Origin of the sequence: Amycolatopsis magusensis (assembly GCF_017875555.1) — a bacterium.
GTDB lineage: Bacteria > Actinomycetota > Actinomycetes > Mycobacteriales > Pseudonocardiaceae > Amycolatopsis > Amycolatopsis magusensis.
This window is the reverse complement of record NZ_JAGGMS010000001.1, coordinates 1,374,985-1,395,343: the sequence shown is the minus strand read 5'-3', so window position 1 is coordinate 1,395,343 and position 20,359 is coordinate 1,374,985. Positions and strand designations below refer to the sequence as shown.

Sequence of the window (20,359 nt, the reverse complement as noted above, 5' to 3'; positions counted from 1 at the left end):
CCCCGGAGCTGGCTGCTCCGAGGGCCCGGTTTCGTTTCAGGTGTCAGCTCACTTGAGGCCGGTGAACCCGGTCAGAACGCGCTGGAACACGCTCAGCGGGCCGTCGACCTGGGCCAGCGCCGGGATGACCGAGGCACCCGGCACCAGCTCGTCCGACACCGGCAGGGCGGAGACGTTGTTCATCGGCGCGGTGGTGGCCGCGGCCGGGTCGGCCGGCAGAGCGCTGCCGAGCAGGCCGGTGGTCAGCGAGTCGGTCGGCAGCACGCCGCCGGTCAGCTCACCGGTGGGCAGCCCACCCTGGAGCAACTGCTGGGTCGGCAGGCCACCCTGGAGCAGCTTCTTGGTCGGCAGGCCACCCTCGGTCAGCTTCTTGGTCGGCAGGCCGCCTTCGGTCAGCTTCTTGGTCGGCAGGCCGCCTTCGGTCAGCTTCTTGGTCGGGAGTTCGCCCTTGGTCAGCGCGTCGGTCGGCAGGCCGCCGCCGAGCAGTGCGTCGGTGGGCAGGCCCAGCGCCAGGTTGTCGACCGGCAGGTTGCGGTTGGTCGCCGAACCGGTCGGCAGCACACCACCCAGCCCATCGATGGGCAGACCGCCGCCGAGCAGCCCGTCCGTCGGCAGGCCACCGACCTCCAGGTTGTCGACCGGCGAGTTGCGCTCCTCCACCGCGCCGGTGGGCAGCACGCTGCCGAACACAGCGTCGGTCGGCACCACGTTGGTCGGCAGCAAACCGCCGTCCAGCACATCGGTGGACACGCCACCCGAGGCCACCCGGTCGAAGGGCACCGAGCCTTCCTGCGTCGCGGAACCCGGCAGCACGGCGTCGATCAGCTGCCCGGTGGGCAGGCCGTCGTCGAGCGGCAGGCTGTCGGCCAGCATGCCGCTCGGCAGGCCACCGCCGGTCACCGCGTCGGTGGGCAGGCCGGTGGTCAGGCCGCCGCCGAGCACGCCGACCGAATCCAGGTCGTCGCTCGACAGCTCGAGCGGCAGCTCACCGGTCGAGGGCGCGTCGAAGCGCTGCTGCGGTGCCGCGCCCGACAGGATCGGCAGCGTGGGCAGCGCGCCGACCGGCAGTTCCTTGCCGTCGAAGCTCTGGATGAACTCGGGCTCGTTCTCCGCGGCCAGCACGTCCGTCACGCTGCGGCTCTCCGCGCGAGCCACGCCCAGGACGTCCGCCGGGAGCTGGAAGCCCGGGCTCACGAAGCCGATCGGCAGCGACGGGGCCGGGACGTCGGAGCGCTGCTGGGCACCCGCGCCCGGCAGGCCCGGCAGCCCGGGGACCGAGGACAGACCCGGCACCGGCAGGCCCGAGGTGGGCAGGTCCAGGCCGCGGCCGAGACCCGGCGTGCCCGGCAGGGCGGGCAGCGACGGCCAGCCCAGCTTGGGCAGCGCGTCGACCGGCAGTTCCTTGCCGTCGAAGCGGTGGATGAACTGCGCCTCGTCCTCGCCGACCAGCACGTCGGTGGCGTTGGTGGCCTGGGCGAAGGCCGCGCCGAGCACCGCCACCGGGATGTCGTAGGCCTGGCCCACGACGCCGACCGGCAGCTGCCCGTCGAAGCCGGACACCGTGTCCATGGCGCCCGCGGTGGTGGTCTCACCGGCGACCTTGCCGTTGGTCACGTTCTCCGCGGTGGCGTCGGCCGCCCCGGCGACCGCGACCGCGTCACCGAAGACCTGCGCGACCGCGGCGGCGGGCACGTCGAGGATGTTGCCCGAGAAGGCGCCGTCGACACCCGAGGTGGTGATGTCGCCACCGGACGTGGCGTCGGTGCTGTTCGCCGCCTCGCCCGAGGACTTGGCGACCACGCCCACGGCGTCCCCGAAGACCTGCGCGACGGGCAGGCCCTGCGCGCTGACCACGTTGCCGGCGAAGGCAGCCGCGTCACCGTTGGTCTCGGAGTCGCCCCCGGCCTCGGCGACCACGTCGTTCTCGGCGGTGTCCCCGCCGACCAGCGCGGCCAGGCCGGCCGAGGAGCCGAACACGGTGGCGGCACCGGCGAACGGCGCCTGGACGATGTTGCCCGCGAGCGCGCCTTCTTCGCCGCCGGTGGTGGCGTCGCCGCCCGCGGTCGCGTCGGTCGCGTTCTCGCTGGTGCCGAAGCCGGACCCGATCACGGACCCGCCGAGCCCGTGCGCCTGCACCGGCAGCGCGACCGGCACGAAGCCGATGTTGCCCGAAGCGGCGGCCTTGTCCCCGGTCGCCTTGACCGCGTGGCCCGCGGTGACCTGCGTGTCGGTGGTGGCCTCCCCGGTGCCGCGGCCGAGGTGCGAGGCACCGATGCCGAACACCTGCGCCGGCACGGCCAGCGGGGTGGAGAGCAGGTTCGAGCTGCCGAACCCGTTGTCGTCGTCGGTGTTGCCACCGCCGGCACCGTTGATCTTCTTGACCTCGGAGGCGGTGCCTTCGCCCTGCCCGATGTAGGAGGCGCCGATGCCGAACACCTCGGCCGGGATGGCCAGCGGCACCTGCACGATGTTGCCCGAGGCCGAACTGTCGTTGCCGGTGCTGCCGTTGTACCCACCGGCCTGCACGGACTTGGTCTCGTGCGAGGTACCCGAGGCGTTGCCGATGTGCGAGGCGCCGACACCGAACACCTCACCGGTCAGCGCGGGCTGCCCGGTGATCGTGTTGGCGCCGAGGAACGAGCCGTCCCCGGTGGTGAAGGTGCCCTCGCCGGCCTTGGCACCGGTCTCGTTGTCGTGCGCGGAGTGCGCGTTGCCGATGTAGGTACCGCCGATGCCGAAGGCTTCGACCGGCACCGCGACCGGCAGGTCGACGATGTTGCCGTTGGCCGAGCCGTCCAGGCCCGAGGTGCTGGAGAAGCCACCGGCCTCGACCTCGCTGGAGGACGAGCCGCCGTCGGCGTAGTCGTCGTCCAGCGCGTTGCCGGTGGTGGCGTTGCCGATCCACGAACCCGCGTTGCCCGCGACGTTGGCGATGAGCGCGCCCTGCGGCTGGACCACGGTCCCGGCCAGGAACGCGTCGTCGCCTTCGGTGGTGATGTAGGCGGGGATGTTGTTGAGCCCCGGCGTGGTGTCACCGGCGGTGGCGTCGGCCTCGGAGTGCGACACCGAGTCGGCGTCGGAGAGCCAGGCCCCGGCCGCGTTGCCGTTGACCTTCGTGGGCAGCGCGATCGGCACGCCGACCACGTTGCCGGTGCCCGCGCCGCCGTCGCCGTCGCTCTTGATCCAGCCGCCCGACTCGGCCTCGGTCTCGGCGTCGAACTCGCTGTAGGCATTGCCGAGGATCCACGAGGCCGCGTTGCCGGTGACCTGCACCGGGGTGGCGAACTGGCCGGCCACCACGTTGCCGGAGGCGCTGGAGCCGGAGCCGTCGGTGCTGATGTCGCCGGTCTCGACGACTTCCTGCTCGGCGCTGCCCGAGGTGTAGCCGGAGCCGCCGGCGAAACCGCCCGCGTTGCCGGCGATCTGGACGGGCATCGCCCAGTCCAGCACGACCGCGTTCCCGGCGATGCCGGAGTGCTTGCCGTCGGTGGTGGTGTCCTGGTCGTTCTCGTACGACTGCGTGCCGCAGTCCGCGTCGTCGATGGCGGCGTCGCCGACGACCCCGACCGCGTTGCCGCAGATCTGGATCGGTGCCGTCACATCGAGGTCGACCTTGTTGCCCTTGACCGGGTCCGCGGTGGGCTCGAAGCCGACACCGGAAACCTCCTGGCGCTGGGCGCCTGCCGCGGAGAGCGCGCTGGTGGCCTTGTCCGTCACGCCCGCGAGCGGGGCGGTCGCCTTACCGGCGGGAGCGGAAGCCTTCTGCAGCGCGGGGACGTTCTTCACCGGCGAGGTGACCGTGTCGGTGCTGATGTCGCCCCGGTAACCCGGGAAGTTGACCTGACCGCCCGGGGTGCCGAGCGCGTTCTTCTCGAACTGGACGGGGATGTTCAGGTTCGCGTCGAGCGGACCGGCGGGGCTGTCGGGGTTGACGTTCTCGTCGGCAGAAGCGATGCCGGTGCCCAGCATCAGCAAACCACCCGTGACCAACGCGGTCTGGAATCCGCGCTTCGCCCAGGTCTGCATGGGGGTGTTCTCCTTTTCCTTGGGTTCCCTTGCGGGCTCGTGGCTCCCTGGCAACCTGCGTTCTGCAGCGTGCGTTCGGGAGGAGGGCAGCGATCGACCGAGCGATCGCGGGAAGCCGCGGGGTGGAATCAGGAGGGAACGCGCATTACCGGCACGAACGGTGACCGGCGGGGGACGCGATCGTCCTGCCCCGCGCGGTGATCAGTCAGGCGTGACGCCGGGCTGCGCGCCCGGGTCCACCATGAGGTGGCGCACACCGGATCGGACGGAGCCGATCGTCGCGGTGTCGAAAGCGGCGGCCGCACCGGCGGGAACGCCGGCCAGCAGTCCGTCGAAGTGCCCACCGGCGGAGTTGCCGCCGCCGGGCAGGGTGGGAGCCGTGAGCGGCGCCAGCGGCGCGCGCACGGGGGAGAACGGGGAAGGCAGCTCGCGGTCGCCCGCGTCGCCTTCGTCAGCGGGACCGCCGGCGCGCGCGGCGCCGAAGCGGTCGGACCAGGAGCCGGAGTCGGCCGGCGCCCCGGGCACGGCCACGGTGTACACCTCGGCGGTGCGGGCGTCCGGCGCGGCGGTCAGCGGCTGCTCGGGGATCTCCGGGTCGCCGTTGCCGAACGGCAGCGGGCTGTCGGCCGTCGGCTGCAGGAGGACCCAGAAATCCCGGCCGAAGTGCTCGACTTCGTGCTGGGCCGGGGTCAGCGTCTGCTCGATGACCTTCGGCGCGTCCTCGGGCTGGCGCACGATGTGCTCGAAGGCGCCGAGGGTGCGCTCGACCGGGCGGACGACCGCGTCGCTGGTGAACTCGTCCACCGCGGCGGCGACGTCCTCGTCGATCTCGTCGATCTCGTCGATCTCGTCCGAGGATCGCTGCTGCTGCGGGAAAGTCGGCAGCGAAGTGGCTTGCGCGGCCGCGCCGGCGACATCGCCGGTCAGCTCGGCCACCCCGCCGGTGGTGTCGTTCAGGCCCGCGACGGTCGCGTCGGTGACCGGGGTGAGGTCGGCGGCGCCGGGTTCGGTGGCGTCCGGGATCTCGGTGGCCGAGGCACCGGTGGCGAAGGCCCAGGCGGCGGCCGTACCGGCGAGCACGCCGCCGGCGACCACGAGAGCGCGCGAAGCCCAGCGACCGGCGCGCTGTGCGCCTCGCTGGTCCGCCGCCACTTCCGCCACTACCGCGTGCTCCTCGCCTGACTTCGATTCGGGACTCGGGCGCCGGGTATCGCATCTCGGATACGCAGGTGGTGAATCGCTCACGTGCTGTCGGCGCGATCCCGAGACTGTCCTACCGGGACCGCCGACGCGACTTCGACGCGGCTTGATGGCCCGATCGTGTGAAGTGCACAGGGTGTCGCGAGCCGTCACCACACGTGGTCGGCTGGCGTGTTTCCGGCCATCGACCTGCTGGCGCACCCCGGTCACGGCTAGGTTGTCGGATGTGCCGGAGCAGGAGAACAAGCCCGTCCACGTGCCCGCCCCCGACTACCCCGGACTGCCGGTCGAACTCGACGTGACCACCGTCGTGCCGCGCGGTCTGCGGATCGGTGCCGCGCTCGCCTGGCGGTTCCTCGTGGTGATCGCCGCGTTGTACGTGATCGTCTGGCTGGTCGGCTACATGTCGGTGGTGGTCATCCCGCTGTCCATCGCGCTGCTGCTGGCCGCGCTGATGGCGCCCGGCGTGGCCTCGCTGGTCAAGGTGGGTGTGCCGCGCGGACTGGCCGCGGGCATCGTGCTGATCGGCGGCCTCGGCCTGCTCGGCGGCCTGCTCACCTTCGTCGTGGTGCAGTTCACCAGCGGCCTGCCCGCCCTGCAGCAGCAGCTCACCGAGAGCCTGGACCAGATCGAGAACTGGCTGGTCAACGGCCCGATGCACCTGCGGCAGACGCAGATCCAGGACTTCATCAACCAGTCGATCGAGTTCCTGAAGAAGAACCAGGCGACCATCACCGACAGCGCGCTGACCACCGCGACCACGGTCGGCGAGGTGCTCACCGGGTTCGTGCTGACGCTGTTCATCCTGATCTTCTTCCTGGCCGGTGGCGAGCGGATCTGGACCTTCCTCACCGGCGGGGTGCCGCGCCAGGTGCGCACCCGGGTGGACGTGGCCGGTCGCCGCGGCTTCGCCTCACTGGTCAGCTACGTGCGCGCGACCGCGGCGGTGGCCGTGGTGGACGCCGTCGGCATCGGCATCGGGCTGTGGATCCTCGGGGTCCCGCTGGTGATCCCGCTGTCCACGCTGGTGTTCCTCAGCGCGTTCGTGCCGATCATCGGCGCGGTGCTGGCCGGTGCGGTGGCGGTGCTGGTGGCGCTGGTGACCAACGGGATCGTCACCGCGTTGATCGTGCTCGGCGTGGTGGTGCTGGTGATGCAGCTGGAAAGCCACATCCTGCAGCCGCTGCTGCTGGGCCGGGCGGTCAAGCTGCATCCGCTGGCCGTGGTGCTGGCGATCACCGCCGGGCTGGTCGCCGCCGGGATCGCCGGCGCGCTGCTCGCGGTCCCGCTGCTGGCCGTGCTCAACTCCGGGATCAAGTCGCTGCTGCACGAGCGCGACCCCGATCCGGCCGACGTGGACGTGCTGCACGACCAGAGCGCCGAGCCCAACACGACCATCCCGGACGATGACGGGGAACCCGAGAAGAAGTGAGCACGCGCTTCGGGCCCACCGCACGCGATCTCGCCTCGCCGCTGTGGTGGGGCGCGATCGGGCTGCGCGTGCTGACCCTGGTGTTCGCCGCCGGCATCGTGGTGGTGCACCAGGACGAGTACCGCCGCGCCTGGCTCGCCTGGGCGGTCCTCGGCGTGATGACCGTTTGGACCGGGCTGACCAGCGTGGTCTACGCCCGTGAGGCGCAGCGGTGGCACTGGCGCTGGCTGGTGGTCGCCGACGTGGTGGTCACCGCCGGGCTGATGCTGACCTCGCCGTGGATCCTCGCCGACGCGCAGTTCGACGCGGCCGATCCGCTGATCACCACCGTCTGGGCGGCGGTGCCGCAGCTGGTGGCGGGCGCGCGGTTCGGCGCGACCGGCGGCCTGCTCGGCGGGCTGGTGATCGCGCTGGCCACCGGGTTCGCCCGCGGGGAGTTCACCGTCGATGTGGCGCGGGACGGGGTGTTGCTGCTGGCCAGCGGCCTGCTGATCGGCATGACCGCGACCACCGCGCGCCGGTCCGGTTCGGCACTGGCGCAGGCGTTGCGCACCGAGGCGGCGACCACCGAACGCGAGCGGCTGGCGCGGTCGATCCACGACAGCGTGCTCCAAGTGCTCGCCCGCGTCCGCAAACGCGGTGCCGAACTCGGCGGGGAGGCCGCCGAACTCGCAGAACTGGCCGGTGAGCAGGAGATCGCCCTGCGTGCGCTGGTCACCACCGAGCCGACGCGGCCGACCGACGAAACCACCGACCTGCGCGCAGCCCTGCAGTTGCTGGGCACGCCGACCGTGCACATCTCGGCTCCGGCCGGGCCGGTGTCGCTGCCCGCGGCGGTCACCGCCGAACTGGTCGACGCGGTGCGCGAAGCGCTGGCCAACGTGGCGAAGCACGCCGAAGGTGCCCAGGCGTGGGTGCTGCTGGAAGACCTCGGCAACGAGGTCATCGTGTCCGTCCGCGACGACGGACCCGGAATTCCCGCCGGCCGACTGGAACTGGCGCGGGCCGAGGGACGTCTAGGGGTGGCCAACTCCATTCGGGGCCGGGTGGCCGGGCTGGGTGGCACGATCAGCCTGGACACCGCGCCCGGAGCGGGGACCGAATGGGAGATCCGCGTGCCGAAGGGAGCCCCGGGATGAGCGCGATTTCGGTGATGGTGGTCGACGACCACCCGATCTGGCGTGACGGCGTGGCCAGGGACCTCGGCGAGCACGGGTTCGAGGTGCTCGCCACCGCACCCGACGGCGACGCGGCGATCCGGATCGCCAGGACCGTGCGCCCGGACGTGGTGCTGATGGACATGAACCTCGGCGAGACCTCCGGGGTGACCGCGACCAGGGCGATCACCGGTGCGCTGCCGGAGACCAAGGTGCTCGTGCTGTCCGCCAGCGGGGAGCACGAGGACGTGCTGGAAGCGGTGAAGGCGGGCGCCTCCGGTTACCTGGTGAAGTCGGCGTCGTCGACCGAGCTGGCCGAGGCCGTGCGCCGGACCGCGGCGGGCGACACGGTGTTCACCGCCGGGCTCGCGGGCCTGGTGCTCGGGGAGTACCGGCGGATGGCCGATGCGCCGACGGTCGCCGGAGAACCGCCGCGGCTGACCGAGCGCGAGACCGACGTGCTGCGGCAGGTCGCGAAAGGACTGACCGCGCGCCAGATCGCCGAGAAACTGGTGATCTCACACCGCACAGTGGAAAACCACGTGCAGTCGACGCTGCGGAAGCTCCAGCTGCACAACCGCGTCGAGCTGGCCAGGTACGCCATCGAGCACGGCCTCGACACGTAGGTGCTGTCCGGTAAGCCAAGGTCGCGCTCTCCGCGCCCAGGCGGCCCATCGACCAGACTCACCGGACAGCACCTAGCCCCCCGGGACCAGTCAGGGAAAATCCCGGATCCGCTGCTCGCGTCCCCGATTTAGCATGGTTCGCATGGGTGAGCCGCAGACCGACCAGCTTCCGGTACCGGCCGAGTCGAACGACGAGGGGGAGGCCGGGAAGACCGCCCCCGAGCAGCCGAAGGAGTTCAGCCCGCGCGACCTGCGCGTCTCCGACGCGGAACGCGAGCACGTGGTCGGGGTGCTGCAGAAGGCGATCGGCCGGGGAATGCTCGATCTCGACGAGTTCACCGAACGCACCGACAAGGCGCTGGCGTCCCGCACCCGCGGTGAGCTCAACTCCGTGCTCGCGGACCTGCCGGGACTGGTGCATCGGGACGCCGCTCCGGTCTTGGCCACCGGAGCGGCCCCGGCGCCGTCGGCGGCCCACAGCTACCCGTACACGCCGCCGTCCGGCAAGCCGCTCGAACTGCGGGCGCACGCCTCGAACCTCAAGCGCAGCGGGGAGTGGCAAGTGCCGTCGCACCTGCTGGTCCGCAACAAGTACGCGAGCACCAAGCTCGACTTCACCGAGGCGGTGCTCACCTCGCCGGTGATCTACATCGAGCTGGACACCAAGTGGGGCGGGGTCGAACTGGTCGTCCCGGACGAGGCCGGGGTGGACCTCAACGCCATCACCGAGATCAAGTGGGGTTCGGTGGAGGACAAGCGCAAGCGGCAGCCCGCCTCCGGCTCGCCGACCATCATCGTGACCGGCCGGGTGCACGGCGGCCCGCTGGTGATCCGCAACGGTCGTCGCCACCGCTGGTGAGCGATCGCGAACTGCGTGTCTCCGACGCCGAACGGGACCACGTCGCGGCGTTGCTGCAGAAGGCGGTCGGGCAGGGCCTGCTCGATCTCGAGGAGTTCACCGCACGCACCGACCTGGCGCTGGCCGCGCGCACCCGCGGTGAACTGAACCGCGTGCTCACCGATCTGCCGGGGCTGGTCCACCACGGCGCGAACGGCACGGTGCCCGCCCGGCGCGACCGGCTGGTGCTCAAGACCATGCTGGGCAGCTCGAAGCGGGCGGGGCAGTGGCGGGTGCCGCACGAGATCCTGGTGCAGAACCAGATTGGTTCGACCGAACTGGACTTCAGCGAAGCGGCGATCAGCCACACCGAAGTGCGGATCGAACTGAACGTGGCCGCCGGTTCGGTGGAACTGCTGCTGCCGCCGCACGCCTCACTGTCCACATCGGACGTCCGGGTGGTGGCGGGCAGCCTGACCGACCGGACCGAGTTCGACCGCGCGTCCGGCCGCCCGCGTTTCGTGCTGACCGGTTCGGTGTACGCGGGATCCGTGCAGATCCGGACCCCGCGCTACTACCGGTTCGGGCGGCTCCAGGTGCGCACGCCGTGGCGGGTCACCTGGCTTTGACGGCCTGACGGGCTTTCGCCGGATCGGCGGCCGCGAGTGCCGCCGCCGCGGCTTCTTCGCACTCTTCGAGCGTTACCGCCGCCAGGCTCGCGCCGACCGCGCGCACCGCGGCGGCGTTCATCGACAGGCTGGTCAACCCGAGTCCGGCGAGCACGCGCGCCAGGTGCGGGTCGGCCGCCGCTTCACCGCAGACGCCGGCGGGCTTGCCGGTTTCCGCGGCGGCCTTGCCGATCAACGCGATCAGCCGCAGCAACGCGGGCTGCCACGGGTCGTTGAGCGCGGCTACCGCGCCGAGCTGGCGGTCGGCGGCGAAGGTGTACTGGGCGAGGTCGTTGGTGCCGATCGAAACGAAGTCGACGGCGTCGAGGATCTCGCGCGCGGCCAAGGCGGCGGCGGGGATCTCGATCATCACGCCCGCCCTGGCGATCCCGGCGGCGTGCACGCGCTCGGCGAACCAGGCGGCCTCGGCCGCGGTGGCCACCATCGGCGCCATCACCGACACCTCGGCGCCGGAATCCCGCGCGGCGAGCGCGATGGCTTCCAGCTGGCGGTCGAGGATTTCGGGCCGGTCGAAGGCGATCCGCAGGCCGCGCACGCCCAGCGCCGGGTTCGGCTCGGTGTCGGGGGAGAGGAAGGCGAGCGGCTTGTCGGCCCCGGCGTCGAGGGTGCGGACGATGACCGGCTTGCCCTTGAACGGGGCGAGAACCGCGGTGTAAGCCGCGCGCTGGGCTTCGACCGTGGGTTCGGTGCTGGCGTCGAGGTAGCAGAACTCGGTGCGGAACAGGCCGACGCCCTCGGCACCCGCGTCCGCCGCGGCCTGGGCGTCGGCCGCGGAACCGACGTTGCCGAGCACCTTCACCCGGTGCCCGTCGGCGGTGACGCCGGTGCCGTTCCACTCGGCCGGCCCGCCGGTGGTCGCCGCGAGGACCGGTGCGCTCGCGTCGGCCAGGCCGACCTCGCCGGTGTCACCGTCGACGACCAGCGCTTCGGCGTCGAAGGCGAGCAGACCGCGGACGGCGACGACGGCGGGGATGCCGAGCGCCCGGGCGAGGATCGCGGTGTGGCTGGTGGGGCCGCCCTCCTCGGTGACCAGGGCGAGGACCTTCGCCGGATCGAGGCCGGCGGTGTCGGCGGGTGCGAGGTCGCGGGCGACGAGCACGCTCGGCCCGGCCAGCTCGGGCACGCCGGGCGGGGCGAGACCGAGCAACTCGGCGATGATGCGATCGCGGATGTCGTGGATGTCGCGGACGCGCTCGGCCATGTACCCACCAGCCGCGGCGAGCATCTCGGCGAAGCCCTCGGCGGCCTGGTGCACCGCGCGGGCGGCGGGCAGGCGCTCGGTCTTGACCAGGTTCTCGGCCTGGCTGACCAGCGTCGGGTCGGCCGCCATCGCGGCGGTCGTCTGCAGGATCGTCGCGGCCTCACCGGTCGCGGTCACGGCCTGCTTCTCCAGGCGGGCGGCGACCAGCTGGGCGGCGGGCTCGATGCGCGCGGCCTCGGCAGCCGGATCCGGCGGGGCGGGCGTGCTCGGCGGCGCCCCGAGCGGCTCGGCCACCCGCACCACCGGCCCACTCGCGCGGCCCGGACTCACCGCCACCCCGGAAAGCGAACCCTGCTCCTGCGTCACCTGCGACATGGTCTAGACCATACCGTGCCACGGCGGACCAGCGTAGCCCCCGATCAGTCACCGCCGGATGTTCCCGACCAGCACCTCGTCGAAGCACTCCGCACCAGCAACTCGTTCCCCCACCGCTCCCTGGGGGGCGTCCCCAGGAACATCATAGCCGCTGGTGGAGGGGGTGCGGGGAGGTTGGCGGAGCTGTCCACAGACCGGCTGGATTGGGGACAGCCTCAGTCGATTTCACCGGCTCGCGGGTAAGATGGCTGGGCTCCGGAGCGGGTCACCGAGATCGCCGCGACCTTCACCGCCAGGCGCGCCGCGTCGACCAACGTGGCGCCTTCGGCCAGTGAGGCGGCGAGCGCGCCGGTGAAGGCGTCGCCCGCGCCGGTGGTGTCCACGGCCTCAACCTCCGGCGACGGCACCTCGGTCGTCCCGTCCTCGGTGATCACCAGTGCGCCTCGCGCGCCTCGGGTGAGGACCGCCGAGAACGGCCCCAGCTCGAGCAAGACCCGCGGATCGGCGTCGGCGTCGCCGAGCAGCCACGCCGCTTCGTGCTCGTTGACCAGCAGCACGTCCACCGCGGCCAGCGCCCGCTCGCTCACCTTCGCCACCGGCGACAGGTTCAGCAGCACCCGCACCCCGGCCTCCGAAGCCGCGATCACCGCGTGCTCCACTGTCGGCAGCGGAATCTCCATCGACACGGCGAGCACCCGCGCGTCGTCGAAGGCGCCATCCAGGGCCGACGGCTCCAGCGCGCTGTTCGCGCCGGGCGAGACGAGGATCGAGTTCTCCCCGTCGGGGGTCACCACGATGTAGGCGGCGCCGGTCGGCCGGTCCGCCGTCCGCACCAGGTCCACCCGCACCCCCGCTTCGCGCAGCGCACCGAGCAGCAGTCGGCCGTTCGCGTCGTCACCGATGGCGCCGACCATCGCGACCTGGGCCCCGAGCAGCGACGCGGCCACCGCCGTGTTCGCACCCTTGCCCCCGGGCAGCAACTCGGTGTCGCCCCCGAGCACGGTCTCGCCCGCACCCGGCCGTCGATCGACGGGAACCACCAGGTCGGCGTTGATCGACCCGGCGACCAGAACTTCAGCGGTCATGCCCCCAGCCTGCCAGGACCGTCCGTCACCCAATCGTCACGGTGGTTTGAGTAGAGCTACGGATCCGCCCGCGCGCCCGTCCGCCCACCCTGTACGCATGGGCAACCCAAGCGGCGCCATCGACACCCTGCCGCGGATCGCCGACGCACTCGGCGAGATCGCCGGCCGACTCTCGACCCTGGGCGACGAACTGCGCTCCCTGCCATCGACGCAGGTCAGCGCCGCGGAGGCGCCCGCAGCGCTGGCAGCCACGCCGCCACCCGCACAGACGGGCACGGCGCAGCACACGGAGGCGGGCTCTGCTTCACAGGAGGCAGAGCCGGACGCAGGCACCTCGCCGCAGGCAGGCGCCTCGGCGCAGGCGGAGGACGACCCTTCGCCGCAGGTGGGGGCCTCGGCGCAGGTGAAGGCGACGCCGGAGGAAGAAGCGCAGCAGGCGACGCAGCCACAGGGAGGCGGCTCGACGCAGGGGGCGATGCCGCTTGATGGCCAGGCACCGGGGCAGCACGGAGCGAAGGCATCGGGGCAGCAGGCGCCGGGGCAGCCTGGGCCGGGACAAAGGGAGGAGCCGGAGCAGCAGGGGCTGGGGGCACCGGAAACGCCTGGGCAGCAGGTGCCGGGGGCCCAGGGGCACGTCCCGGGACAGGGGCAGCACGGACGGGAGGCATCGAAGCAGCAGGCATCGGGGCAGCAGGGGCAGCCGGAGCAGCAGGGATCGGGGGGTTGGGGCCAGCAGCGGCAGGCGCCGAGGCCGGGGGCATTCGGGCAGGCGCCGGGGGCGTATGGGCAGGCGGGGGCGTACGGGCAGGCGCCGGGGGCGTATGAGCAGGCGGGGGTGTACGGGTGGCAGCCGCATGGGGCGGTGCCGCCGGGGCCTCGGGGGGTTTGGCAGCCTCCGGCGCCCAAGCCGTCGTTGGCGGAGAAGCTGGCCAAGGATGGGGCCGGGAGCAAGGTGCTGGCCTGGATCGGCGGGGCGGTCACCTTGCTCGGCGTCGTGTTGTTGCTGGTGTTGGCGGTTCAGCGCGGCTGGGTGGGGCCGGTGCCGCGGGTGGTGCTCGGCGCCGCGCTCGGGGGGACGCTGGCGGGGCTCGGGGCCTGGCTGCACCGCAATCCGGCGGCTCGGACGGGGGCCGTCGCGTTGGCGGCGACCGGGGTGGCCGTGCTTTACGCGGACATCGTCGCGGCGACCACGTTGCTCGAGTTGATCCCGTCCTGGGCCGGGATGGGGCTCGGGTTGCTCGTCGCCGGGGGTGGGCTGGCGTTGGCCGGGTACTGGCGGGCGCAGGGCTTCGCCGTGTTCGTGCTGCTCGGGTGCGCGGTCTGCGCGCCGGTGCTCACCGCGGGCTTCACCGCGTTGCTGATGACCTTCCTGCTCCTGCTGGCGGTCGCCGCCGCGCCGGTCCAGTTGACCCGCCAGTGGCCGGGCGTGGTGCTGGCCGCCGGGTTGCCGCCGATCGCGGGTGGCGCGCTGACCGTTTCCTTCGCCGGCGGGTCGTGGTTCGACACCGGCAGCGATGTGGCCGTCGCCGTGCTGGCGGTGCTCACCTCGCTGCTCGTGCTCGCCACGTCCACCGCGACGGTCGCCGTGCACCGCGAGGACGTCACCCCGATCGCGCTCCTCGCGGTCGCGCCGCTGCCGGTGATGCTGCTCCCGTTCCTGCTGGACCGGCTGCCCGCCGCGGCGATCACCGGCGGGCTGACCGCGGTCCTCATCGGACTGTGGTTGGTCGGGCGCAAGCGTTTGCCTTCAGGGGTTTCGATGGTCGCCGGGGTGCTGGCCTCGATGCTGGCCTTCGAGACGACGGCGGTCGCACTGACCGGCGAGTCGCGGGTGTTCGTGGTGCTCGCCGAGGCGATCGCGCTGGCCGCGGTGGCGATCCGGGTCAAGAGCAAGGGCATGGTCGCCGCCGGCGCCGCGTTCGGCGTGGCCGGGCTGCTGGCGGCGATGGGCGGCGTCGCGTCGCCGGTCATGTTGCTGCGCGCGCCTCGCAGCGGCCCGGCCACCGACGTGCTGCTCACCGCGGCCGCGGTCTCCCCGCTCATCGCGCTCGCCGGCGTCCTCCTGGCGATCGCCGCCTTCCGCACGGAGGCCGCCAAGTCCGTGACGCCGCTGGTGGTGATCGCCGCCGGGACGGCGGTGCTCTACGGCGCGGCCGGCACCGTGCTCTACCCGGCGCAACTGCTGGTCGAGAGCGAACTCGGCTTCCTCACCGGCCACGCGCTGATCACCGTCTCGTGGACGGTCGCCGCGCTGGTCCTGCTGCTGCGCGGCATCCGGCGCAAGGCGTTCCGGCTCACCGGGCTCGTGCTGGTGGCCGCCGCGCTGGCGAAGCTGGTGCTCTTCGACCTCGCCTCGCTCGACGGCATGGCGCGCGTCGGTGCGTTCCTCGGGGCCGGATTGGTGCTGCTGGCAGCGGGTGCGCGGTACGCGCGGCTGGTCAGCGCGACCCGTTCAGCCCAAGACAGTGAACCCACTTCTCTGCGAATGTGAAGGACTTTGTAACTTATCCGCTCCGGAATGCGACAATCAGGCGAGTGCTAGCCGAGCGTCACCCGTTCGGAGTGATTTCCGCTCGCGGGCGTCACTTCGGGGTGGGGTTCAGCTCTACAGACACGCCAGCGCATTCGTGCGGTGGCGTTGCCCGACCAGCGGCCTCGGCCGGCGGAACGGCATCGGGTCGCCGGCACCGATCACGTAGCCCCCCGAGTGATCGGTGCCGGCGGCGCCCCGGGTTTTCCCCCGCCGCGGCCGGGGGCCCACCGGGTTCTCGCAGGTCATCCCCGTGCATAGCGTGAAGAACGCCAGCACGAGGGAAGGGGATCCCCGATGACCGCCGCGACCAGGGCCCGCGATCCGTTCAAGCTCCTGCTCGCCGGGCTGTGCACCGTGTTCCAGGTGCTCTTGCTCGGCCTGACCGCCTTCCTGATCGTCCGCGTCACGACCTACGGCGTGTTCTGGGACCCGGACGCCGACCACAGCGGCGCCTGGGGTGGTCCGTCCCTGTTCGGCGCCTGGGTGGTGCACGCGCTGATCGGGCTGCCCGGTGCCGCGCTGACCGCCTGGCTGGCCAACCGGCTCAGCCGCGCCTCGGCGTGGCTGCGGCGGTAATGAGGCGGACCGGGGTGCGCGGGTTCCTAGAATGCCGGGGACGCGTAGTCACCCCGACCCATCGGAGCCAGCCGTATGAGCAACCCCACCCGGCGGGGCCGCGCACGCTCTGCGACGGATCACGAGATCCGCCAGGCCGCGCGTGCCCTTCTGGTGGCGGACGGCCCCGAAGCGGTGACGCTGCGGGCCATCGCCAGGGAGCTGGGCATCACCGCGCCCGCGCTCTACCGCTACTACGGCTCCCGCGACGACCTCCTCGCGCACCTGCGCCTCGACATCGTCGGCGACCTGGGTGACGAACTGGCGGCCGAGGTCGCCGAACTCGCCGAGGACGACGGCGCGGTGCAGCTCTTCGCGTTGTGCCGCGGTTTCCGGCACTGGGCGCTGACGCACACGCGCGAGTTCACGCTGGTCTTCGCGTCGCCGACCGGCCAGGTGGGTTCGGCGCCGAGCAGCGCCGCCACGCTGAGCCGCGCGGACGAGCCGTTCGGCCGCATCTTCCTGACCACGGCCGGGCACCTGCTCGCCACCCACGAACTGGACACACCCGCCGACGAGGCCGTGCCCGCGGAACTGCGCGACGACCTGGCGGCCTACCGCGGCGACCTGCTCTCCGTGCTGGGCGAGTCGGGCCTCGACTTCCCCGCCGACCGGCTGGACCTCGGCACCACGTACCTGATGATCCAGTTCTGGGCGCGGATCTACGGCCACGTCACGCTCGAGGTGTTCGGCAACTACCCGATCCCGGTGAGCAAGCCGGACGTGCTGTTCGACGCCATGCTCGCCGACCTGGCCAGGGAGATCGGGCTGCTGCCCCGGTGACCGGCCGGTCACCGGGGCGGGGTGCTCAGGCCGCGTGGCCGCCGTCGACCGAGACCGCCGTGCCGGTGACGTACCGGCTGTCGTCCCCGGCCAGGAAGGCGACCGTCGCGGCCACCTCCCCGGCGGTGCCGTAGCGGCCGAGGGCGGTGAGCGCGCGCTGGTCGGCGGCGTACGGGCCGTCGGCCGGGTTCATGTCGGTGTCGGTCGGGCCCGGCTGCACCAGGTTGACCGTCACGCCGTTCCCGCCGAGTTCGCGGGCCAGCGCCTTGGTCAGCCCGACCATCGCCGTCTTGCTCAGCGCGTACAGCGACATGCCCGGCCCGGGCACGCGGTCGCTGACGCAGCTGCCGATGGTGATCAGCCGTCCACCTTCGCCCAGGTGCGAGGCCGCCGCCTTCGCCGCGAGGAACGGCCCGCGCACGTTGACCGCCAGCACACGGTCGACGTCCTCGAGCGCGATCTCCCCGATCGGCGCGACCACGCCGACCCCGGCGTTGTTGACCAGGACGTCGAGCCTGCCGAACTCGGCGACGGTCTCCTCGACCGCGCGGACGCAGTCGGCGGCGTCCGCGCTGTCCGCGCGGATCACCAGCGCCCGGCGCCCGGCCGCCTTCACCTGCTCGGCCACCTCGGCCGCGGCATCGGCGTTGTCGCGGTAGGTCAGCGCCACGTCGGCGCCGTCGGCCGCGAGCCGCAGCGCGACCGCCGCGCCGATCCCGCGGCTGCCGCCGGTCACCAGTGCCACCTTGCCGTCGAGCGACATCGTGTTTTCCTCCGGATTCGCTGGGGTTGTTCGTACGACACCCATCGAACCGGTGGAACCCCGGCGGAGCTGGCGGCTTTCCGTCGCGGCGCTAGACGACCACGTTGACCAGGCGGCCCGGCACCACGATCACCTTGCGCGGCTCGCCACCGGCCAGCAGCGCGACCACCTTCTCGTCGGCCAGCGCGGCTTCCTGCACCGCGTCCTTGCCCGCGTCGGCGGCCACCGTGATCCGGGTGCGCACCTTGCCGTTGACCTGCACCGGGTACTCGACGGTGTCGTCGACCAGGTACTTCTCGTCGACCGCGGGGAACGGGCCGTGCGCCAGCGAACCGGTGTGCCCCAGGCGCTGCCACAGCTCCTCGGCCACGTGCGGGCACAGCGGCGCCAGCATCAGCACCAGCGGCTCGGCCAGCTCGCGCGGCGTGGCCTCGGCCGCGCCGTAGGCCTTGGTCAGGTGGTTGTTCAGCTCGATCAGCTTGGCGCCGGCGGTGTTGAACCGCATCTGCGCGTAGTCCTCGCGGACCCCGGCGATGGTCTTGTGCAGCTGCCGCCGGTCCGCCTCGGTCGCGTCCACATCGGACACCCGCGGGGTGCCGGTGGTCTCGTCCACCACCAGGCGCCACAGCCGCTGCAGGAAGCGCTGGGAGCCGACCACGTCCTTGGTCGCCCACGGCCGCGACAGCTCCAGCGGGCCCATGGACATCTCGTAGAACCGGAAGGTGTCGGCGCCGTAGTCGGCCGACATCTGGTCGGGCGTGACCACGTTCTTCAGGCTCTTGCCCATCTTCCCGTACTCCTGCTTGACCTCCTGGTCGCCGAAGAAGTACTTGCCGTCCCGTTCGACGACCTGCTCGGCCTCGACCGGGACACCCCGCGCGTCGCGGTAGGCGTAGGCCTGGATGTAGCCCTGGTTGAACAGCTTCCGGTACGGCTCGTCCGAGGACACGTGGCCCAGGTCGAACAGCACCTTCTGCCAGAACCGCGAGTACAGCAGGTGCAGCACGGCGTGCTCGACGCCGCCGATGTACAGGTCGACGCCGCCCGGGTCGTCGACGCCGTGCTCGGCCGGGCGCGGCCCGGTCCAGTAGCGCTCGTTCTCCGGGTCGACGAAGGCGTCGTGGTTCTCCGGGTCGATGTAGCGCAGCTGGTACCAGCACGAACCGGCCCAGTTGGGCATGGTGTTGGTGTCGCGGCGGTAGGTCTTCACGCCGTCGCCCAGGTCCAGTTCGACGCTGACCCAGTCGTCCGCGCGCGACAGCGGCGGCGACGGCTCGGTGTTCGGGTCGTCCGGCTCGAAGGTCCGCGGCGAGTAGTCGTCGACCTCGGGCAGCTCGACCGGCAGCAGGCTCTCCGGCAGCGCGTGCACGCGGCCGTCCTCGTCGTAGACCACCGGGAACGGCTCGCCCCAGTACCGCTGGCGCGAGAACAGCCAGTCGCGCAGCTTGTACTGCACGGTGCCGCGGCCGTGGCCGTGCTCTTCCAGCCAGGTGATGGTGGTCTTCTTGGCCTCGTCGACACCCAGGCCGTCCAGGCTGAGTCCGTTTTCCTGGCTCGAGTTGACCGCCGGGCCGTCGCCGGTGAACGCCTTGCCGTCGAAGTCGTCGGACGGCTGCACAGTCCGGATGATCTCCAGGCCGAACTTTTCCGCGAAGTCCCAGTCGCGCTGGTCCTGGCCGGGCACGGCCATGATCGCGCCGGTGCCGTAACCCATCAGCACGTAGTCGGCGACGAAGATCGGGATCCGCTTGTCGTTGACCGGGTTCACCGCGTACGTGCCGGTGAACACGCCGGTCTTGTCCTTGTTCTCCTGCCGGTCCAGCTCGGACTTGCGGGAGGCGGCCAGCCGGTAGGCGGCCACGGCTTCGGCCGGGGTGGCCGCGTCGGCGGTCCAGGACTTGTCCACGCCCTCCGGCCACGCCTCGGTGGTCAGCTCGTCGACCAGCGGGTGCTCGGGGGCCAGCACCAGGTAGGTGGCGCCGAACAGGGTGTCCGGGCGGGTGGTGAAGACCTCGATCTTGCTCTCACCGGCGGCGAAGGCGACCCTGGCGCCGTTCGACCGGCCGATCCAGTTGCGCTGCATGGCCTTGACCTTGTCCGGCCAGTCCAGCCGGTCCAGGTCGTCGACCAGGCGGTCGGCGTAGGCGGTGATGCGCATCATCCACTGACGCAGGTTGCGGCGGAACACCGGGAAGTTGCCGCGCTCGCTGCGGCCGTCCGGCGTGACCTCCTCGTTCGACAGCACCGTGCCCAGGCCGGGGCACCAGTTCACCGGCGCCTCGGAGATGTAGGCCAGCCGGTGCGAATCGATGATGTCGCGCTGCTCGGCGCGGGTCAGCTCGCACCAGCCGCGGCCGTCGGGCGTGCGGCGCTTGTCCTGCGCGTACTCGGTTTCCAGCTCGACGATCGGGCGGGCCCTGCCCAGCTTCTCGTCGTAGAAGGAGTTGAAGATCTGCAGGAAGATCCACTGGGTCCAGCGGTAGTACTCCGGGTCGATGGTCGACACCCGGCGGCGCTCGTCGTGGCCGAGGCCCAGCCTGCGGATCTGACGCAGGTAGGTCTCGATGTTCTCTTCGGTGGTCTTGCGCGGGTGCGCGCCGGTCTGCACGGCGTACTGCTCGGCGGGCAGCCCGAAGGCGTCGAAGCCCATCGTGTGCAGGACGTTCCGGCCGATCATCCGGTGGTACCTGGCGAACACGTCGGTGGCGATGAAGCCCAGCGGGTGCCCGACGTGCAGGCCGGCGCCGGACGGGTACGGGAACATGTCCTGCACGAACAGCTTGTCCGAGGGCAGGTCGGACTCCGGATCGGCGAGCGCCCCGACCGGGTTCGGCGCGTGGTAGGTGCCGTGGTCGGCCCAGTAGTCCTGCCAGCGCTGCTCGATCTTCCCGGCCAGCGCCGCGGTGTAGCGGTGCTGGGGGGTGTCCGGGGTCGCCTCGGTCATGGCCGTTGTCCTCCGTGTCGAACTCCAGAAACAACTCGACCCCTCCGCCAAAGGCGTGAGGGGTCGCCGCGCTCAACCGTCCGTCGGTTCAG

14 protein-coding genes are annotated in these 20,359 nt (G+C 72.1%); 8 read left to right on the top strand and 6 right to left on the bottom strand.

The window, feature by feature from the left end:
• Window positions 1–48: 48 nt before the first annotated feature.
• Window positions 49–4,026 carry a beta strand repeat-containing protein gene (locus JOM49_RS06590; protein WP_209663463.1) on the bottom strand — a complete coding sequence of 1,326 codons (3,978 nt, stop codon included), beginning with the start codon at window positions 4,024–4,026 and terminating at the stop codon, window positions 49–51.
• A 201-nt stretch (window positions 4,027–4,227) separates the two neighbouring features.
• A complete protein-coding gene (locus JOM49_RS06585; RefSeq protein WP_209663462.1) occupies window positions 4,228–5,187 on the bottom strand; it encodes a hypothetical protein in 960 nt (319 codons plus the stop codon).
• A 295-nt stretch (window positions 5,188–5,482) separates the two neighbouring features.
• Here JOM49_RS06585 and JOM49_RS06580 point away from each other — a divergent pair, with 295 nt between their 5' ends.
• The 5 genes from JOM49_RS06580 to JOM49_RS06560 all read left to right on the top strand — a co-directional run bounded on the left by JOM49_RS06580 (window position 5,483) and on the right by JOM49_RS06560 (window position 9,908).
• Window positions 5,483–6,658, top strand: a complete 1,176-nt coding sequence (locus JOM49_RS06580; protein WP_209670888.1) for an AI-2E family transporter — start codon at window positions 5,483–5,485, stop codon at window positions 6,656–6,658.
• Window positions 6,655–7,797 (top strand): MacS family sensor histidine kinase, encoded by a 1,143-nt coding sequence (gene macS, locus JOM49_RS06575; protein WP_209663461.1) that lies wholly within the window; start codon window positions 6,655–6,657, stop codon window positions 7,795–7,797. The genes JOM49_RS06580 and macS overlap by 4 nt, the downstream gene beginning before the upstream one ends.
• The gene (locus JOM49_RS06570) at window positions 7,794–8,441 is read left to right on the top strand and encodes a response regulator (RefSeq protein WP_209663460.1); all 648 of its coding nucleotides are present in this window, start codon (window positions 7,794–7,796) and stop codon (window positions 8,439–8,441) included. Before macS ends, JOM49_RS06570 begins: the two co-directional genes overlap by 4 nt.
• Before the next feature lie 142 nt (window positions 8,442–8,583).
• On the top strand, window positions 8,584–9,300 hold the full coding sequence (locus JOM49_RS06565) for a DUF1707 SHOCT-like domain-containing protein (protein WP_209663459.1): 717 nt from the start codon (window positions 8,584–8,586) through the stop codon (window positions 9,298–9,300).
• On the top strand, window positions 9,297–9,908 hold the full coding sequence (locus tag JOM49_RS06560) for a DUF1707 SHOCT-like domain-containing protein (RefSeq protein ID WP_308158667.1): 612 nt from the start codon (window positions 9,297–9,299) through the stop codon (window positions 9,906–9,908). Before JOM49_RS06565 ends, JOM49_RS06560 begins: the two co-directional genes overlap by 4 nt.
• Here JOM49_RS06560 and ptsP read toward each other — a convergent pair.
• Both ptsP and JOM49_RS06550 read right to left on the bottom strand, forming a co-directional pair.
• A complete protein-coding gene (gene ptsP, locus JOM49_RS06555; RefSeq protein WP_209663458.1) occupies window positions 9,895–11,544 on the bottom strand; it encodes a phosphoenolpyruvate--protein phosphotransferase in 1,650 nt (549 codons plus the stop codon). The two genes, JOM49_RS06560 and ptsP, sit on opposite strands and share 14 nt — an antisense overlap.
• A 215-nt stretch (window positions 11,545–11,759) precedes the next feature.
• Window positions 11,760–12,629, bottom strand: a complete 870-nt coding sequence (locus tag JOM49_RS06550) for a ribokinase (RefSeq protein ID WP_209663457.1) — start codon at window positions 12,627–12,629, stop codon at window positions 11,760–11,762.
• A gap of 97 nt (window positions 12,630–12,726) precedes the next feature.
• On the opposite strand from JOM49_RS06550, the gene JOM49_RS06545 reads away from it, so the two are divergent.
• The 3 genes from JOM49_RS06545 (at window position 12,727) to JOM49_RS06535 (ending at window position 16,560) form a co-directional block, all read left to right on the top strand.
• Window positions 12,727–15,120 carry a DUF2339 domain-containing protein gene (locus tag JOM49_RS06545; RefSeq protein ID WP_209663456.1) on the top strand — a complete coding sequence of 798 codons (2,394 nt, stop codon included), beginning with the start codon at window positions 12,727–12,729 and terminating at the stop codon, window positions 15,118–15,120.
• 336 nt (window positions 15,121–15,456) lie between these two features.
• Window positions 15,457–15,738, top strand: coding sequence for a hypothetical protein (locus JOM49_RS06540; RefSeq protein ID WP_209663455.1), 282 nt, complete (start codon window positions 15,457–15,459; stop codon window positions 15,736–15,738).
• 75 nt (window positions 15,739–15,813) lie between these two features.
• Window positions 15,814–16,560, top strand: coding sequence for a TetR/AcrR family transcriptional regulator (locus JOM49_RS06535; protein WP_209663454.1), 747 nt, complete (start codon window positions 15,814–15,816; stop codon window positions 16,558–16,560).
• A 25-nt stretch (window positions 16,561–16,585) separates the two neighbouring features.
• On the opposite strand, the gene JOM49_RS06530 is transcribed toward JOM49_RS06535, so the two are convergent.
• Window positions 16,586–17,323, bottom strand: coding sequence for a 3-oxoacyl-ACP reductase family protein (locus JOM49_RS06530; RefSeq protein ID WP_209663453.1), 738 nt, complete (start codon window positions 17,321–17,323; stop codon window positions 16,586–16,588).
• A 91-nt stretch (window positions 17,324–17,414) separates the two neighbouring features.
• Complete coding sequence (gene leuS / locus JOM49_RS06525; RefSeq protein WP_209663452.1) at window positions 17,415–20,267, bottom strand: leucine--tRNA ligase; 2,853 nt, start codon at window positions 20,265–20,267, stop codon at window positions 17,415–17,417.
• Window positions 20,268–20,359 lie beyond the last annotated feature (92 nt).

What these genes read in the sequence shown, in the direction of transcription:
- JOM49_RS06545 (WP_209663456.1), top strand. Translation starts at nt 12,727, where the DNA reads ATGGGCAACCCAAGCGGCGCCATCGACACCCTGCCGCGGATCGCCGAC.
- JOM49_RS06540 (WP_209663455.1), top strand. Translation starts at nt 15,457, where the DNA reads ATGACCGCCGCGACCAGGGCCCGCGATCCGTTCAAGCTCCTGCTCGCC.
- JOM49_RS06570 (WP_209663460.1), top strand. Translation starts at nt 7,794, where the DNA reads ATGAGCGCGATTTCGGTGATGGTGGTCGACGACCACCCGATCTGGCGT.
- JOM49_RS06550 (WP_209663457.1), bottom strand. Translation starts at nt 12,629, where the DNA reads ATGACCGCTGAAGTTCTGGTCGCCGGGTCGATCAACGCCGACCTGGTG.
- JOM49_RS06530 (WP_209663453.1), bottom strand. Translation starts at nt 17,323, where the DNA reads ATGTCGCTCGACGGCAAGGTGGCACTGGTGACCGGCGGCAGCCGCGGG.
- JOM49_RS06565 (WP_209663459.1), top strand. Translation starts at nt 8,584, where the DNA reads ATGGGTGAGCCGCAGACCGACCAGCTTCCGGTACCGGCCGAGTCGAAC.
- ptsP (WP_209663458.1), bottom strand. Translation starts at nt 11,544, where the DNA reads ATGTCGCAGGTGACGCAGGAGCAGGGTTCGCTTTCCGGGGTGGCGGTG.
- JOM49_RS06590 (WP_209663463.1), bottom strand. Translation starts at nt 4,026, where the DNA reads ATGCAGACCTGGGCGAAGCGCGGATTCCAGACCGCGTTGGTCACGGGT.
- JOM49_RS06535 (WP_209663454.1), top strand. Translation starts at nt 15,814, where the DNA reads ATGAGCAACCCCACCCGGCGGGGCCGCGCACGCTCTGCGACGGATCAC.
- leuS (WP_209663452.1), bottom strand. Translation starts at nt 20,267, where the DNA reads ATGACCGAGGCGACCCCGGACACCCCCCAGCACCGCTACACCGCGGCG.